Raw genomic sequence first — 16,065 nt, 5'->3', positions numbered from 1 at the left:
CCTTTTTAAGGGGACGTCTTCTTTTTTTTGAATGAGAATTCCACAAGGACAGACACACTGGGGTAGGCTATTACATAAACTTAAGATATAGTAACAGCCCATCATTGGGAGGTGAGTATGTGTCCTTACTGGCAGCGCTTGCTTACATGTGTAAGGAAGTTCTTTTCTTTGTCTCGTTTGTGAAAAACAATGCTTTTCCTCAGCCTCTTTCAAGAAAAGATGAAAGAAAGTATTTAGAATTAATGGCTGAAGGAGATGAAGATGCAAGAAACCGCCTCATCGAACACAATCTCCGTCTCGTAGCCCATATTGTGAAAAAGTTTGAAAATACGGGCGAAGATCCTGAAGATCTCATTTCTATAGGAACAATTGGCTTAATCAAAGCAATTGAAAGCTATTCGACAGATAAAGGAACTAAGTTAGCAACCTATGCAGCCAGATGTATTGAGAATGAAATCCTTATGCATCTAAGAGCTTTAAAAAAGACAAAAAAAGATGTGTCTTTACATGATCCGATCGGTCAGGATAAGGAAGGAAATGAAATTTCTCTCATTGATGTGTTAAAAGCGGAAACGGAAGATATTGTAGAATTAATTCAGCTTAATATGGAGAAAAAGAAAATCTATGAGTATATTCATATTTTAGATGATCGGGAAAAAGAAGTAATAGTAGGTCGGTTTGGTTTAAATCTAGAAAAAGAATTAACACAACGAGAAATCGCGAGACAGCTTGGTATTTCTAGGAGCTATGTCTCAAGAATTGAAAAGCGTGCGTTAATGAAGTTGTTTCATGAATTTTATCGAAATCGAAAAGAAAGTAGTACGTAACCCTGCTCATAGGCAGGGCTTTTCTTTTGATAACGGTAAATCAAAACAAAATTGTAGTAAAGAACATATGTTCGTCATATAATAAGAACAAACGATCGTACAGAAAGGAAATGGATTATGTTTAAAAGAATGAAAAAATTCCTTGAACATGAGAAAAATGTAGAAATGATCTACTTATCGAAGGATAACAAAGTTAGTAAGAGAATTGTTAAGCTCTATTCAGTGACCGAACAAAGTATAACTGGATATTGTTACTTGAGGAGGACTGTGCGAACGTTTAAGACGGAACAAGTTTTAGCGGTGTTCCCTTCGCAAAAGTACCGAATGAAAGAACCAAGCTGAATTGGAAAAAAAAAGAAACTCCGAAGGTTTCCCTCCGAAGCATTTTAAGGTTGGTCTATTGTAGTTTAACACACAAAAGCGAAAAAGCAATAAGGTTTTTAAAATGAATTATTCTTGAGTATCTTTATTGGTATTATAGGTAGAAAGAATTTTTCGAGTCCAAATTTTATAGCCTTCTCCATTAAGATGAAGACCATCGAATGTATAGTCTTTATTTAACTGTCCAAACTCTACTAGCTCAGGATAGATATCTATATACTGATAGTCATACAGGTTGGAGAGATCTTCTAAACGCTTATTTAAATCGCGGATTGTACCATTATTTAAAGGATGTCCAGTTAAAGCCGTATTAACGGGGAACAAACTTTGGACGTAGACCTTTGTGTTTGGTGATCTGGTTTTAAGAATATCGAGTATCTGTTTATAATTTGTCTCAATTTTATTAACGGGTTGTCCAGCAATCATATCGTTAATCCCTATTAATAAATACACTCGATCCGGTTTGGCTTTGACCACCTCATCAATTCGGTTAAGTACGCCAGTAGTCGTATCACCAGCTATACCTCGATTTAAAACTTCATGATCACTGAGGGCTTCTCCCCATTCATAATAATCCGTTAAGCTATCACCAAGAAAAATGGTCTCACTGTCTTTGTGAGTGTATGAGTCGTAGATACTCTTTTTCGTTTGATAATATTTTGTGTAGTACGTAATGTTTTTTTTCTTGGATTCTGAGTCGTTCTCAGGCATTTCATTTGCATTGGTCCTAAGGAAATCAGTTTGATTTTCAGCCAGTGCAAGCAAAACGATAAGAGATCCGGCAGCAAGAACCAGAATCCATGCTTTTTTCCTCACGAATATCACACTCCTATTGATTACGATAGGTATTATACCCTATCTATCGTAATGTGAAAGCTGATTTTGCTTATAGAATAAAAAATGAGAAAAAAAACCCCCAAAAGTGGAGGTTTAGAGGGTGATATTCGTTTCTTTTTGTGAAAAATTAACATTTTTGTAATAAGCATCTTTTACAAGTAGATTTGGTCCAAGACATTTAACTGCTGGACAATGACAGCTGATGCTTTTGGAGATCTTGCTATCCCGCCATTTTTGGTAAGCGTCATTTAAATTTGTGTTTTTAATGTTACCAAGTGTAGGAGTGTCACCAAAATCTGTCACAATGATCTCTCCATCGAAAATATTCATATTTAATCTTGATCGACCATCCGGGTCATTTCGAACAGTTACATTTGGCTCAGCGTATAGTCTTTCAAGAAGGTTAAGATCTTCTGGATTTGAGCTACATGGGTAAAACGGAAGTGTACCAAATAATAACCAGACGTCCGGATCGCGTTCATCTAATAGGCGATGTATCCCTTCACGAATTTCTTCTAGTGAAGCAATATCAAGACCAGATGCAAAATCTGATGGGTACATTGGATGGATTTCATGCCTTTGACAGCCCATCTCTGCAATTTGATTGTGAATGCTTACGATATTTGGAAGGGTTCTTCGATTAATCATGGTCTCTGCTGAAATGATAACCCCTCTAGAGGTTAAATCTTTTGCATTTTCAACCATTCGATGAAAATAAGCTTCACGCTGAGCGAGGGCAGGTTTGCGATCCATTACCGCAAAACCAATATCCGTAAAATCGTCAATGCTTCCATAGTTATGCGAAATATGTAAGACGTCCAAATAAGGCAAAATCAAATCATATCGCTTGCGGTCAAGCGTTAAGTTTGAATTGATTTGCGTACGAGCACCTCGATCATGTGCGTATTTAAGTAGTGGTGCCACATACTGCTTCACCGATTTCATAGATAGCATAGGCTCGCCACCTGTAATGCTTAGTGCACGAAGTTTTTCTACTTCGTCCAGTCTACTAGTCAGAAGATCCAGTGGAAGCGGATCAGGATCTTTGGGTTGAAGAGTATAACCTACTGCACAGTGCTCACACCGCATGTTGCATAATGTAGTTGTTGTTAGTTCAATATTGGAAAGAACCATACTTCCGTATTCTTCAACATCCATATAGGCTTCCCATGGGTCATAGCTGGGTGTTATGGTTTTCGTTGATGTTGTCATTGGTATCGACCCCTTTTAGTAATTCCAAGGCTTTATATCCCTCTTAATTGTAGAGCATTAGGAAAGAGATGAACAGCGGTAGTGATGAATTTAGAAAACTCCGCCAATGTCCATACATCTTATTCGAGTCATTCATAGACTATACTATCTAGCAGAAGAATGCCTAAGGGAGAAAAGGAGGGGGCGTATGAGTTACGGCTATCCTGGCTGTGGTTATCCCTATCCGCCATACCCATATCCATATCCAGGCTATGGAGGAGGGTACTTTGCTTTAATCGTTGTACTACTTGTTTTATTGCTTGTGATCGGCGGAGGATACTATTATTATGCAAATTACAGATGTTAGAATTGCTCTTTTAAAAAAAGCAAGCACGCAAAGGGGTTATCCCTTGTTTGTGCTTGCTTTTTTTTGTTGTGCAGTATCGAGGTCATCTCTCTTCGTTTTTTCCCATAAAGGGACTCCTTTTTGATAGGCTGCTCTAGAAATCATATGTCCAGAGACCGGTGCTGTCATAAGGATGAAAATAATTCCCAAAATAAGCTTACCGCTCACCATTTGTTCTTTGAAAATAAAATAAAGGAAAGCAGCAATAAGAATTCCTGCAACTCCTAGCGTTGCACTTTTAGATGCAGCGTGTAGACGAGTGTATACGTCAGGAAGTCGAAATATTCCTAGCGCCCCAGAAAAAAGGAAAAACGTACCGATAAGCATGAAAATGCTAATCACGACTTCTTTCAATGATAACACCCTTTTCCAAGAATTTAGCAATAGCTACTGTTCCTATAAAAGCAAGTATTCCAATGAGAAGAATAATATCATTGAAATAGGCAGTCTCTAGCTTAATCGCTAGAATTCCAGCTATTGCCATTAGGTTGATTCCAATTGTATCTAGTGCAACTGCCCGATCAGGATTAGAAGGTCCTTTTATCGCACGGTATAGTAAGAACAAGGTAGAAATCGCAATAATGACGATACAGATTGTTGATACAGTAGATAGAAGGGAGCTCATCTTGTCACCTCCATAATGGCTTTCTCAAATGTTCCTTTAATTTCTTTAATCACTTCGTCAGCATCAGGAGCATCCATCGCATGAATATAGATATGCATGTTGTCTGGCGCGACGGATACGGTTAACGTACCGGGAGTTAGGGTGATTAAATTGGCGAGCATAGTAATTTCCCAGTTTGTGCGAACGTCAATAGGAACTTCGATAATACCAGGATTCATTTTATGCTTAGGACTATAGACAAGTTTCACGACTTGTATATTCGCCATAATCAATTCTTTAATAAACAAGAATAACAATTTGATAATCGCCCAGAGACGATAAAAATAAAAGCGATCTGGTATAAACCGCTCCATTAAAAGAAGCAGTCCGATACCAAATAAATAGCCGATAAAAAACGTACTAAACGAATAGCTTTCAAAAAGGAACATCCAGAGAACGGCAATGATTAGGTTGATTATAATTTGTATAGGCATGCCATCTACTCCTTCATAACGGAATCAATGTAGTTTATTGGATCAATCATTTGATCTGCAATGGTTTGGACAGTCGGATACACAAACTCTGCCCCTAGTCCAAGTAATACGGTGAATACCAATAAAAATGCCGCTGGTAAGATTTTACCTTGAACGGGATTTCCATTTGATACGTATTCCGATTTAGGCTCGCCCCAGAATCCATTGATGAAGATTCGAATAACAGATAGGAGAATTAATAGACTTGTCACTAAACCAATTACGCCCAGTACATAATGACCTTCTTCAAATGCTCCTCTTAGAATCAAAAGCTTACCGATAAATCCACTAAATGGTGGTAAACCTGCAAGTGCAAGAGCGGCAATGAAAAAGAGCCAACCAAGTAGTGGTTGATTTTTAATAATGCCGCCCATTTTTCTTAAATCTGAAGTGCCGGAATAAGCAACCATAGCACCCACAAGAAAGAAGAGCGCTGCTTTTATAATCATATCATGGAGAAGATAATAAACCGTGCCTGCGAGTGCAGTGGCTGAGAAAACGCCAATGCCTAGAATCATATAGCCTACCGCTGGAATAATGTTGTAGGCGATAATGAGTTGGACATTGTTCGTTGACAAAGCACCAATTACACCAAAAACAAGCGTAAAACCTGCGAGTATCAATAAAATCTGATGCGTAACAGACAGGTTGTAGACAAAAATTAACGAGAATACCCTGAGGATCGAGTAAACTCCTACTTTTGTGAGAAGCGCCCCAAATAACGCTGATATTACGGTTGGTGGAACAGTATAAGACTTAGGTAACCAGAAATAGAGTGGGAAGAGGGCACCCTTAGTAGCAAATACGATAAGGAGGAGAATAGCGATGGTAGTTAACACGCCATCTTGTTGAACTTCTCCTACCCGTTCTGCCAATTGGGCCATATTTACCGTTCCAACTACTGCGTAAAGAAAAGATACGGTTGTAACAAAGAGCATGGAAGAGAACAAGTTAATAATAATGTACTTAAATGATTCTCTAAACTGCTCTTTTGTACCTCCAAGAACAATCAACCCATATGATGCAATCAGGAGAACTTCAAAGAATACGAATAAATTAAACAAGTCTCCTGTTAAAAAGGCCCCGCTTACCCCTGCGATTAGAAGCTGAAAAAGCGGATAGAAGTAGTATCTTTCACGATGTTCATCCAATGATTTAAACGCATAGAAAGCACATGCAACCGAAATGAGATTCGCTGTTACGACGAGTAGCATAGCAAGTGGGTCAGCTACAAGAACGATGCCATAAGGCACAGTCCAATCACCTGCTTTTAATACGATGGTACCATTTTGAATAACATTAAAGGCAATGATGGAAACAACAGCAAGATTGACTAAAACCATAATGCGTGTAATCAATCGTACAAGTGGTAACCGCTTATTCAAGAATACAAGAATAATCCCTGTTAAGAGCGGCAATAAAATTGGAAGTATTGCTAAGTTACTCATTTTCATTACCCCTCAATTTCTCCATATTATCGGTACCATTCGTTTGGTACGTTCGATACGCTAGCACAAGAAGAAATGAAGTCACACCGAAGCTAATAACAATGGAAGTTAGAATAAGTGCCTGTGGAAGTGGATCAACATAGTTCGTTACTCCCTCAGATAGAATCGGTGGTTTTCCTCGATTCAATTTTCCCATTGTAATAATAAATAGGTGAGCCCCATGGGACAAAAGTGCCGTACCGATAATGATTTTAAGAATTTGTTTCTGCAAAATCATATACACTCCTGCAGTAAAAAGCATACCTGCAAGTATAGACATGATGATTTCCATTAATCATTTCCCTCCTTCTTACCCGGACGAAGTTTAATCATTGTATAAATCCCAAGAGCGGCTAGTCCAAGTACAAGGATTTCAAGCATCGTATCAAGTCCACGGAAGTCAACAAGAATGACGTTAACCACGTTGTCTCCTCCGCCTAATTTATAAGAGTTCTTTAGGAAATAATCGGAGATCGGTTCAAAAAGCTTTGTGCTATGAGAAGCGATACCAACCATTGTGACAAGAACACCGACTGATATCGAAATAACCCAGTTAACGGCATTGGTTCTTTTGGATTCTTTCTTTTTATCAAAGTTAGGTAAGTGATAAAAACAAAGTAAAAATAAAGCGACAGTGACTGTTTCAACAATAAGCTGAGTGAGGGCTAAATCTGGTGCTCGGAAAAAGACGAATAGAAGCGAAAGTCCATATCCAACGATTCCAAGAACTAAAATGGCTGCAATGCGATTCTTCATAAAGACCGTAGCGAAAGCAGCACCGGCCATGACGATCGCAATCATTACTTCCGGTACAGCGATTGGTGCCAGATCATTGTAGTTTATTTGAAAGCCGCCAGTTACGCTCATAGTGATACCAACTAATGCGATAAAGAAGACGAAAATGTAAATCATGTAATGACGAAGAGAACCCGTCATATATCCGTTTGTTAGTTTTCTTGAGCCGCGGAGCAACCCATTTATGAGTCCGTCATAAGCTTTTGCAGCCGATAATTTACCAGGGAAAGCTTTATAGATGTGCTGCCACTTTTCTCGGGCAAGGTACAAAGCAGTACCTAGAATAAGGACAGAAAGGCTCATATAAAGCGCTGGTCCAAAGCCATGCCAGAATTTAATATGAGTCTCTCCTACTGATCCGTTAACAGCATCGACCATAGGCGATAGAAGTGCATGACCAAATGCGTCCGGAATAAACGCAATGATAACGACTAGCAGAACAAGAATCATAGGTGAAAGAAGCATTCCGATCGGTGCTTCATGTGGTTGCTTCGATAATGTCCCACGCTGTTTTCCAGTAAACGTACGGAAGAAAAGCATGATGGAATACACAAAAGTGAAAATACTCCCACCAACAGCAAAATATGGGAAGAAAGGTGATACTGCTTCAACAATTGTGGAAGCATCTTCGAAATGAAGTGATGAATCAAAAAACATTTCTTTACTTAAGAATCCGTTTAAAAATGGAAGCGGGAAACCGGCCATTGAAAATGTACCAAAGAAAGCTAATAAGGCGGTAATCGGCATGAATGTAAATAGCCCGCCCAGCTTTCTAATATCCCGCGTACCCGTTTCATGATCAATGATACCTGCGACCATGAATAGACTTCCTTTAAATGTTGCATGGTTTAAAATGTGGAATACGGCAGCAAGAATAGCTAACTCGGTTCCAAAACCTAACATCGCCATAATCATTCCAAGTTGACTGATCGTGGAATAGGCAAGAATCGCTTTCAAATCGGTTTGTGTAACGGCCATATAGGAACCCCAACAAAGTGTAAGTAGGCCAAAGCCACTAACAATTAAAAAGAAAAGATCCGTTCCAGCAAAGACAAGGCTTAACCTGGCAACGAGATAGATCCCTGCTTTAACCATTGTAGCCGAATGTAAGAAGGCACTGACTGGCGTAGGTGCTTCCATAGCATCCGGTAACCACGTATGAAATGGAAATTGAGCCGATTTTGTAAAGGCTCCAAGAAGAACTAGTATAAGGATGAATGGAAAGAGAGGAGAGTTAACAATCATTTCCCCATTTTCAATAATTCCTCGAATACTTGCCGTTCCTGTAATGTCGGCCATTAATAAAAAGCCACCTAGCATGGCAAGCCCACCGAATACAGTAATCATCATGGACTTAAGGGCGCCTGAAGTCGATTTTTCTCTTTGGTACCAGTAGCCAATAAGTAGAAATGATGAAATGCTCGTTAGTTCCCAGAAGGTATAGAGGACAAATAAATTGTCTGATAACACAACTCCGAGCATAGCTCCCATAAACAATAGGAGATAAACATAAAAATGGCCAAGCTTTTCCGCTTTACTTAAATAATAGATGGAATAAAGGACGACGAGCGACCCAATTCCAGTGATCAAAAGCGCGAAAAATAGGCCAAGACCATCAATATAGAATGTAACGTTCACGCCAAGTGAAGGAATCCACTCAAACGTCTTTAGTGTATGTACACCCTGCATAACTCCCTTTATAAATGTTAGAAAATACCCGAACAAAAGAATCGGAACTAAAAGAACAAACCATCCTAAATGGACTTGTTTCACGCCCCGATAAATCAACGGGATGAAAAACGCTGCCAGAAAAGGTAGCAAGACAGCTGCATGAAGCATTCTACAAAAACCTCCCCACTAATGCTCAATATGATAAAAGTTCAAATGAACTCATATTGCAATAACTCAATTGTAATCAAAAACCGACACATTTATCAACTTTTCATGTTTGAAAATACAACTTTCTCGTATAAGTTTTCCAAACAACGCCGATTCTATTTGCGAAAGGGGAATACACATGATAAAATCCATTTCTATTCTTTTTCCTATTATTATGTTATTGACGGCCTGTCAAAGCGTATATAAATCCGAGGATCCGTCACCATTCGAACCAAGAGAGTATTTTAGGGCGATTGAAGTTGAACCACTTGGAGCCGCGTTATTGAAAGAACATAGTCCAAGGAGTTCTATAGAAGTTATACGAAAAACGATGAAAAATGAATCAGCTATTAATGATGTCATTATTCTGTCTCGTGATAAGCAAACAGTTGTTGCAATAAAACCTTTTGCTTATAAGCGAAGAGATGTTGATTCTTTGCTATCAAAGTACCATGACTTACTACAGGCTGAAGGAGTGGCCGCTGTTTTCTTAACAGAGCCTCATCAATATAGAAGTGCAAAGAAAATGAAGGAAGAAAATGAAGTTAGTAGTGAAGAGTGGGAGTCTACGTGGGGAAGTTATTTTAAGGAAAATAAACAAAAAGCCAACCCTAGATAAAATCAAGGTTGGCAAATGTTAGATTCCTATGAGCGATACTTGTTTATCAAGTCTACGTCTCTGGATCTCTCGTTGAATAAGGTGAATGAATTCGCTACTAAGTTTAAGTTCCTTTGCCTTATAAAAGGATTCAATCAACAAGTCATCTGATAACTTCTCCATGATTATGCACCTCCAAAATAAGGTTCTATTCTCCGATTACTCCGCATAATTTGTATGTGGATCTTTTATTTGCAGTTAGCTTACCATGGAACGATTTATAGAACAACCGTTCCGTTATCCACAGTTAAGAGTGGATAATTTGTGGGTATAGTGTTTATATCTTACTTATTTACAATGGCTAAATGGTTTAATGATGTTAGTAATGTTATCCACAACTTTTGGAAATGACATTATTTGTCGAAAAATTTTGATTTCATATCGTTATTTTTCATTGAATATGTTTGTAAGTTAATAGTTGTGCGTAATGAAAATATTGATACAATAGGGATGTCACTAATACTAGGAGTGTTGCAATTTGCTAAATACGTTTCTACCAAATGAACATGTGCAAGACATCTTTCAGATTAGTCCGAAGCTACTAAAAGAACGGGGTGTAAAAGGCATTATCACTGACCTTGATAACACACTTGTGGAATGGGATCGTGCAGATGCTACCCCTGAACTATTAAAATGGTTTCAACAAATGAGTGATGAAGATATTCTTGTTACCATCGTTTCGAATAATAATAGGACCAGAGTGGAGAAATTTGCTTCTCCTGTAGAGGTACCCTTTATATATGAAGCTAGGAAGCCGATGACAAAAGCGTTTCGCAAAGCTTTAAAAGATATGAAGCTTAGAGCAGAAGAGACAGTTGTCATAGGAGATCAGATTTTCACAGATGTTGTTGGAGGAAATCGAATGGGTCTTCATACAATTCTTGTTGTTCCTGTAGCTAAAACGGATGGGTTTTTCACGAAATTTAATAGAAGAATGGAAAGTGTTTTCCTTGCTTGGATGAAGCGTAAAGGGAAAATAAATTGGGAGGAATAGGTTTGGATAATGAACAAATCATTTGTGCAGGATGTGGGGTACACATTCAAACAGAAGATAAAAACGCTCTTGGATACGCCCCACCTTCTGCGCTTAAGAGAGATGTAATCATCTGTCAGCGTTGTTTCCGTTTGAAACATTACAATGAAATTCAAGATGTTTCTTTAACGGATGATGACTTCTTGAAAATCCTTAATGAAATTAGTCAAACAGATGCTCTAATCGTTAAAATTGTAGACATTTTTGACTTCAATGGAAGCTGGTTACCGGGTATTCAGCGTTTTGCAGGCGGAAACCCTGTCTTATTAGTTGGAAACAAGGTTGACCTACTACCTAAATCTGTGAACAAGTCAAAGCTTATCAAGTGGATGCAATCGAGTGCCAAAGAAAACGGATTAAAGCCAGCGGATGTTAGGTTAATGAGCGCTGATAAAGGCGATGGTGTGATGGACGTTGCTGCTGAAATTGATCGTCTGAGAGACGGAAGAGACGTTTATATTATTGGGTGTACGAATGTAGGGAAATCAACGTTTGTAAACCGACTAATACAGGAATTTGGCGGCGATGAAGAACAAATGATTACGACTAGCCAATTTCCAGGTACAACGCTTGACTTGATTGATATTCCGCTCGATGATGGGAATACGTTATATGATACGCCCGGAATTATTAATCACCACCAGATGGCTCACTATGTAAATGCTGAAGAATTAAAGTTAATCAGCCCGAAAAAAGAAATAAAACCAAAGGTATTTCAATTGAATGAAGGACAAACTCTTTTCTTTGGAGGACTTTCACGTCTTGATTTTGTGGAGGGTGGAAGACAGTCCTTTATTTGTCATTTATCGAATGAACTATATATTCATCGTACGAAAATGGAGAAAGCTGATGAGCTCTATCGAGACCATCTTGGTGAACTACTTTATCCTCCTGGTGATCAAACCAAAAAGGAGCTTCCTGCATTAGTAGGACATGAGCTTCGAATTAAGGAAGAAAAAATGGATATCGTCTTTTCAGGACTTGGATGGGTGACAGTATCCGGTAATGGGACGACTGTTAAGGCCTATGCTCCTGAAGGCGTTGGCGTTTCAATCCGAAAATCATTAATTTAGGAGGCAGGTAATGGGAAAACTATATGGACTTATTGGTCATCCGATCGCGCATTCGATGTCACCAATGATGCATAACGGTGAGTTTAAAGAGCTTGGCTTATCACATCATTACCAGGCATTTGATCTTTCACCAGAACAGTTAGAGGATGGCGTGGAGGCAATGAAGATGCTTGATATCCAAGGATTCAATGTGACCATTCCTCACAAAGTTGCCATTATCCCATTACTCGATGAGGTGGAACAAGAAGCTCTTGATATTGGTGCTGTCAATACTGTATACAAGCAGGATGGTAAATATATTGGCACTAACACTGATGGGAAAGGTTATTTACTTTCCTTACTTACGCTTCTACAAGAAAACGATTTGGAAAACAAAAAAGTCCTTGTGATTGGAGCGGGTGGCGCTGCTCGTGCTGTTGCTGTTAGTATTGCTAGGGCTGGTGTACTTTCATTATCACTAGCAAACCGTACACTTGAGAAAGCAGAGAATCTCTCGAGTGTTTGCAACTCGTATACCTCTGCGAATGCAATAACACTCCAAGAGGCGGAAGCCGAGCTTCATCACTTTGATGTTGTGATTAATACTACTTCTATAGGTATGAGTCCACATCTAGATCGGATGCCTCTATCTGTAGAAAGGTTAAACGAGGGTACAGTTGTAAGTGATTTAATCTATAATCCGCTTGAAACCAAATGGTTAAAGCTTTCCAAACAAAAAGGCGCGGTTACAGATAATGGCATTTCCATGTTTGTAGAACAGGGAGCTCTTGCTTTTGAAAAGTGGACAGGAATAACTCCCGATCGACAAAGAATGAGAAATGCGGTTTTAAAAGAGTTAGGAGGATATTCATGTTAACAGGTAAACAAAAACGTTTTTTACGTGCAAAAGCGAATCGTCTTAATCCTATTTTTCAAGTAGGTAAAGGCGGCGTTAATGAAAATATGACAATGCAAATTGAAGAAGCGTTAGAGGCGAGAGAGCTTATTAAAGTAAGCATTCTTCAAAATTGTGAGGAAGATCGTAATAGTGTAGGAGAGCAATTATCCACCGCAACTGGAGCAGAGCTCGTTCAAATTATTGGTAATATGATTGTGCTTTATAAAGAATCAGAAGAGAATAAAGAAATTATTCTTCCGTAATGGCTGAGGAAAAAAGGTTGAGAGTCGGCATACTTGGCGGAACATTTGACCCCCCTCATCTTGGACATTTAACGATTGCGCAAGGGGTGCTTGAAACATGTAAGCTTGATGAAGTATGGTTTATGCCTAGCCATCGCCCCCCTCATAAAAATGGTCACGATATTACTGATAATCATCAAAGAGTTAAAATGGTTCAACTCGCAATTGAAGGGAATCCTCAGTTCAAACTTTCGTTAATCGAATTTGAACGTAATGACCGGTCTTATACGATTGATACTATTGAAATTTTGAAAGAGAATTATCCCGCGATCGATTTTTATTTTATCATTGGTGGAGACATGATTGAGGATTTACCAAACTGGCATCGCATTGATGAATTGTCTCGTATGATTTCATTTATTGGAGTGAATCGACCGGGTTATCATCCAGATAAGGAGCAGTTCAACGTATTCGTTATTGATGTGCCGCAAATCGATATCTCGTCAAGTGAATTAAGAAGAAATTTATACGAAAAGAAGAGCGTAAGATATCTACTTCCTGAATCCGTCCGAACTTTTATTGCAGAGGAGGGATTATATGAATCGAACTGAAGCGTTAAAAATTGTTAAGCCCCATTTAACAGAGCATCGCTATGTTCATACAATTGGGGTAACGGATACAGCGGTTGAGCTCGCAGAGAAATACGGGGCAGATCGTCAAAGAACTGAAATTGCTGCTATTTTTCATGATTACGCAAAGTTTAGGCCGAAGGATGAAATGCGCCAAATTATACTTGAGCAGCCGCTCAAAAAAGATCTACTCGAGTATTCACCCGAACTTTGGCACGCTCCGGTTGGAGCTTATTTAGTGCGTAGTGAGATAGGCATAGAAGATGAAGAGATTCTAAATGCGATTAAATACCATACGTCAGGTCGTCCGAATATGACGTTAATGGAAAAGTGTGTGTTTATTGCTGATTACATTGAGCCAGGCAGGTCATTTCCTGGGGTAGATGAAGTTAGAGAAGTTGTGCAAAAAGATCTTGACCAAGCAATTGCGTTGTCTCTCAGGAATACTGTGCAGTTTTTAATGAAGAAGAATCAGCCCGTTTACCCGGCGACGTTCTTAACGTACAACAGCATTGTAAATTCTTTAAACGCCTGAGAAGAAATGGAGGAAACTAAATGAATGAAAAGCAAATGATTAACCTTGCTGCCAGGGCAGCTGACGATAAAAGAGCAGAAGATATCGTAGCTCTTAATATGAATGGAATCTCCTTAATTGCGGACTACTTTTTAATATGCCACGGGAATTCAGAAAAACAAGTTCAAGCAATTGCGAAAGAAATTAAAGATCAGGCATTAGAACAAGGGATGGATATTAAACGACTTGAAGGTTATGATCAGGCTCGCTGGGTTCTTGTAGACTTAGGAAGCGTGATTGTTCACATTTTTCATAAGGATGAACGTCACTATTATAACCTTGAGAAGCTTTGGGGAGATGCTCCGCATTTACCACTTGAGGAAATTCTAGCTTAAGATGCAATCATATGAACGCTTTTCTTATGTTTATGATCGTTTAATGGAAGAAGCTCCATATGGTGAGTGGGTAGACCTGGTAAAAAAGGAAGCTGATACTGGTAAAGTTCTTGATTTGGGTTCGGGAACAGGTGAATGTTCCATTCTGCTTGCTCAAGTTGGTTTTGAAGTGACGGCGGTTGATCTATCTGAACATATGCTCTCGGTTGCTCAAGACAAAGCGATTCAAGCAAAACTTCCTATCAAGTTTTTACAGCAAGATATGCGAGAGCTTGATACGGGAGAGCTGTATGATGTCATTACAATTTTTTGTGATTCTTTAAATTATGTAAGTGACATTGAAGGGGTTCAAGCCACTCTATCAAAGGTATATCAACACCTAAAACCTGGTGGTGTTGTTTTGTTCGATGTTCATTCCTTATATAAGATACAATCCTTATTTGTAGGGAACACTTTTTCAAGTAGTGAAGATGACATCTCCTATATATGGAACAGCTTTGCTGGTGAAGAAAAAGGGGCCGTTGAACATGAACTTAGCTTCTTTGTTGAAAATGAAGAGGGATTATATGAACGGTTTGATGAAGTGCATTATCAAAGAACATTTTCAATTGAAGAATATAAAAATTGGTTAAGTGAAGCGGGTTTTGACATGATTTGTGTGACGGCTGATTTCACTTCAAATCCACCCAAATCAACATCTGAGCGCATATTCTTCAGAGCAGTTAAGTAAGAAAAAGAGTGATTTCATCTGAAATCACTCTTTTTTAATTTCAATTAAAGGAGTTTTTATATTCGTAGCGAATCAAACTACAGACCACTTTATTTCTGCTTTGATTCTTCCTTTACTTGCTGCTTGATGCCTTCTCGATCTTCCTCGAATTTTTTATGAGTGCTCTGAATCAAATGATGAAACATTTCTCCTGTTTCTGCTTCGAGAACTTTCAATCCTTCTCCTGTAACGCCTCCTTTTACGGTCACTTTTCGTTGTAAAGTCTCCAAAGAAAAATAATCTTTTTCAAGAAGTTTTCCCATGCCAATAAGCATTTCTGTTGCTAGGATTGTCGCTTGCTCATTTGATATGTTCGTTTCTGTCACTGCTCCTTCGATAAATTGTTGGATCAAATAACTTAAAAAAGCAGGTCCACAACTCACGATATCAGAGGAAACTCTCGTGATTTCTTCCTCTGTTTCAATCGGTGTAGAAATTTGTGACATTAAATAAAGCAGTTTCACTTTGTTGGCTTCGGAACAACGACTTCCAAACGTGACAAGTGATGCACCACTAAGTGCTCTGTTCGTAATGCTTGGAATGGCTCTAGCTACTTCACAACCGACAAAGGATTCAATCTCACTAACCTTTATCGGGCTTGTAATTGAAACAATTAATTGTTGCTGTTTTAGATTAGACTGCATTTTTTTTAACAGCGGGAAATATTCATGAGGTTTCACACAAATAAAGATCATGTCAGATTTTTTTACCACTTCATCTGCGCTCTTAACGACCTGTAATGACGGGTATTGTTGCTTCAATTTTATAGCCTTTTCACTTGAACGATTCACAATTGTGAGATGGGAAGGTATTACGGCGCAAGAATCAATAAAGGAAGACACAAGTATGGTCCCCATATTGCCGGTACCAATAACACCGATTTTCAATGAACTCCCCCTCCTTCCAAACACATTTCTCCTACAACATATGTAAGAA

At 38.7% G+C, this 16,065-nt stretch carries 21 protein-coding genes; 11 read left to right on the top strand and 10 right to left on the bottom strand.

Features of this window, described 5'->3' with window-relative positions:
• Positions 1-119 precede the first annotated feature (119 nt).
• Entirely contained in the window at positions 120-827 is a 708-nt protein-coding gene (gene sigK, locus PQ511_RS05265; RefSeq protein WP_273850874.1) for an RNA polymerase sporulation sigma factor SigK, read from the top strand.
• A 450-nt stretch (positions 828-1,277) separates the two neighbouring features.
• Here the strand turns inward: sigK and PQ511_RS05260 are convergent, their stop codons facing one another.
• Positions 1,278-2,024 (bottom strand): GDSL-type esterase/lipase family protein, encoded by a 747-nt coding sequence (locus tag PQ511_RS05260; protein WP_273850873.1) that lies wholly within the window; start codon positions 2,022-2,024, stop codon positions 1,278-1,280.
• 114 nt (positions 2,025-2,138) lie between these two features.
• Complete coding sequence (yfkAB, locus tag PQ511_RS05255; RefSeq protein WP_273850872.1) at positions 2,139-3,257, bottom strand: radical SAM/CxCxxxxC motif protein YfkAB; 1,119 nt, start codon at positions 3,255-3,257, stop codon at positions 2,139-2,141.
• Between the two features lie 187 nt (positions 3,258-3,444).
• On the opposite strand from yfkAB, the gene PQ511_RS05250 reads away from it, so the two are divergent.
• Entirely contained in the window at positions 3,445-3,603 is a 159-nt protein-coding gene (locus PQ511_RS05250) for a hypothetical protein (protein WP_273850871.1), read from the top strand.
• A gap of 36 nt (positions 3,604-3,639) precedes the next feature.
• On the opposite strand, the gene mnhG is transcribed toward PQ511_RS05250, so the two are convergent.
• Genes mnhG through PQ511_RS05220 form a run of 6 tightly spaced genes read right to left on the bottom strand, consistent with a single transcriptional unit; the run spans position 3,640 to position 8,900 of the window.
• Complete coding sequence (mnhG, locus tag PQ511_RS05245) at positions 3,640-4,005, bottom strand: monovalent cation/H(+) antiporter subunit G (protein WP_337957745.1); 366 nt, start codon at positions 4,003-4,005, stop codon at positions 3,640-3,642.
• Positions 3,977-4,267 (bottom strand): Na(+)/H(+) antiporter subunit F1, encoded by a 291-nt coding sequence (locus tag PQ511_RS05240; protein ID WP_224593558.1) that lies wholly within the window; start codon positions 4,265-4,267, stop codon positions 3,977-3,979. The genes mnhG and PQ511_RS05240 overlap by 29 nt, the downstream gene beginning before the upstream one ends.
• Positions 4,264-4,740 (bottom strand): Na+/H+ antiporter subunit E, encoded by a 477-nt coding sequence (locus PQ511_RS05235; protein ID WP_226656763.1) that lies wholly within the window; start codon positions 4,738-4,740, stop codon positions 4,264-4,266. Before PQ511_RS05235 ends, PQ511_RS05240 begins: the two co-directional genes overlap by 4 nt.
• 5 nt (positions 4,741-4,745) lie before the next feature.
• Positions 4,746-6,227, bottom strand: a complete 1,482-nt coding sequence (locus PQ511_RS05230; protein ID WP_273850869.1) for a Na+/H+ antiporter subunit D — start codon at positions 6,225-6,227, stop codon at positions 4,746-4,748.
• On the bottom strand, positions 6,220-6,558 hold the full coding sequence (locus tag PQ511_RS05225) for a Na(+)/H(+) antiporter subunit C (protein WP_273850868.1): 339 nt from the start codon (positions 6,556-6,558) through the stop codon (positions 6,220-6,222). Before PQ511_RS05225 ends, PQ511_RS05230 begins: the two co-directional genes overlap by 8 nt.
• Positions 6,558-8,900, bottom strand: a complete 2,343-nt coding sequence (locus PQ511_RS05220) for a Na+/H+ antiporter subunit A (protein WP_273850867.1) — start codon at positions 8,898-8,900, stop codon at positions 6,558-6,560. The genes PQ511_RS05225 and PQ511_RS05220 overlap by 1 nt, the downstream gene beginning before the upstream one ends.
• 178 nt (positions 8,901-9,078) lie before the next feature.
• On the opposite strand from PQ511_RS05220, the gene PQ511_RS05215 reads away from it, so the two are divergent.
• The gene (locus PQ511_RS05215) at positions 9,079-9,558 is read left to right on the top strand and encodes a hypothetical protein (RefSeq protein ID WP_273850866.1); all 480 of its coding nucleotides are present in this window, start codon (positions 9,079-9,081) and stop codon (positions 9,556-9,558) included.
• Between the two features lie 18 nt (positions 9,559-9,576).
• Here the strand turns inward: PQ511_RS05215 and PQ511_RS05210 are convergent, their stop codons facing one another.
• Positions 9,577-9,720 (bottom strand): sporulation histidine kinase inhibitor Sda, encoded by a 144-nt coding sequence (locus tag PQ511_RS05210; RefSeq protein WP_226656773.1) that lies wholly within the window; start codon positions 9,718-9,720, stop codon positions 9,577-9,579.
• A gap of 355 nt (positions 9,721-10,075) precedes the next feature.
• On the opposite strand from PQ511_RS05210, the gene PQ511_RS05205 reads away from it, so the two are divergent.
• From PQ511_RS05205 to PQ511_RS05170, 8 genes are read left to right on the top strand one after another with little or no spacing between them, the layout of a single operon-like run.
• The gene (locus tag PQ511_RS05205) at positions 10,076-10,591 is read left to right on the top strand and encodes a YqeG family HAD IIIA-type phosphatase (protein WP_273850865.1); all 516 of its coding nucleotides are present in this window, start codon (positions 10,076-10,078) and stop codon (positions 10,589-10,591) included.
• Between the two features lie 2 nt (positions 10,592-10,593).
• Positions 10,594-11,703, top strand: coding sequence for a ribosome biogenesis GTPase YqeH (gene yqeH, locus PQ511_RS05200; protein ID WP_273850864.1), 1,110 nt, complete (start codon positions 10,594-10,596; stop codon positions 11,701-11,703).
• Positions 11,704-11,713: 10 nt separating this feature from the next.
• Positions 11,714-12,559, top strand: a complete 846-nt coding sequence (aroE, locus tag PQ511_RS05195; protein WP_273850863.1) for a shikimate dehydrogenase — start codon at positions 11,714-11,716, stop codon at positions 12,557-12,559.
• Positions 12,553-12,843 (top strand): ribosome assembly RNA-binding protein YhbY, encoded by a 291-nt coding sequence (gene yhbY / locus PQ511_RS05190; protein WP_273850862.1) that lies wholly within the window; start codon positions 12,553-12,555, stop codon positions 12,841-12,843. The genes aroE and yhbY overlap by 7 nt, the downstream gene beginning before the upstream one ends.
• A gap of 17 nt (positions 12,844-12,860) precedes the next feature.
• Positions 12,861-13,433, top strand: coding sequence for a nicotinate-nucleotide adenylyltransferase (locus PQ511_RS05185; protein WP_420541658.1), 573 nt, complete (start codon positions 12,861-12,863; stop codon positions 13,431-13,433).
• Positions 13,420-13,986, top strand: a complete 567-nt coding sequence (gene yqeK / locus PQ511_RS05180; protein ID WP_273850860.1) for a bis(5'-nucleosyl)-tetraphosphatase (symmetrical) YqeK — start codon at positions 13,420-13,422, stop codon at positions 13,984-13,986. Before PQ511_RS05185 ends, yqeK begins: the two co-directional genes overlap by 14 nt.
• Positions 13,987-14,006: 20 nt before the next feature.
• On the top strand, positions 14,007-14,360 hold the full coding sequence (gene rsfS, locus PQ511_RS05175) for a ribosome silencing factor (RefSeq protein WP_226656788.1): 354 nt from the start codon (positions 14,007-14,009) through the stop codon (positions 14,358-14,360).
• 1 nt (position 14,361) lies between these two features.
• Positions 14,362-15,090: a class I SAM-dependent DNA methyltransferase gene (locus tag PQ511_RS05170; RefSeq protein WP_273850859.1), complete on the top strand. Its 729-nt coding sequence runs from the start codon at positions 14,362-14,364 to the stop codon at positions 15,088-15,090.
• Between the two features lie 89 nt (positions 15,091-15,179).
• On the opposite strand, the gene comER is transcribed toward PQ511_RS05170, so the two are convergent.
• Entirely contained in the window at positions 15,180-16,016 is an 837-nt protein-coding gene (comER, locus tag PQ511_RS05165) for a late competence protein ComER (protein WP_273850858.1), read from the bottom strand.
• Between the last annotated feature and the right edge of the window lie 49 nt (positions 16,017-16,065).

Source organism: Guptibacillus spartinae, from assembly GCF_028610625.1.
Classification (GTDB): Bacteria; Bacillota; Bacilli; order Bacillales; family Guptibacillaceae; genus Guptibacillus; species Guptibacillus spartinae.
This window is presented reverse-complemented; position numbering and strand designations above follow the sequence as displayed.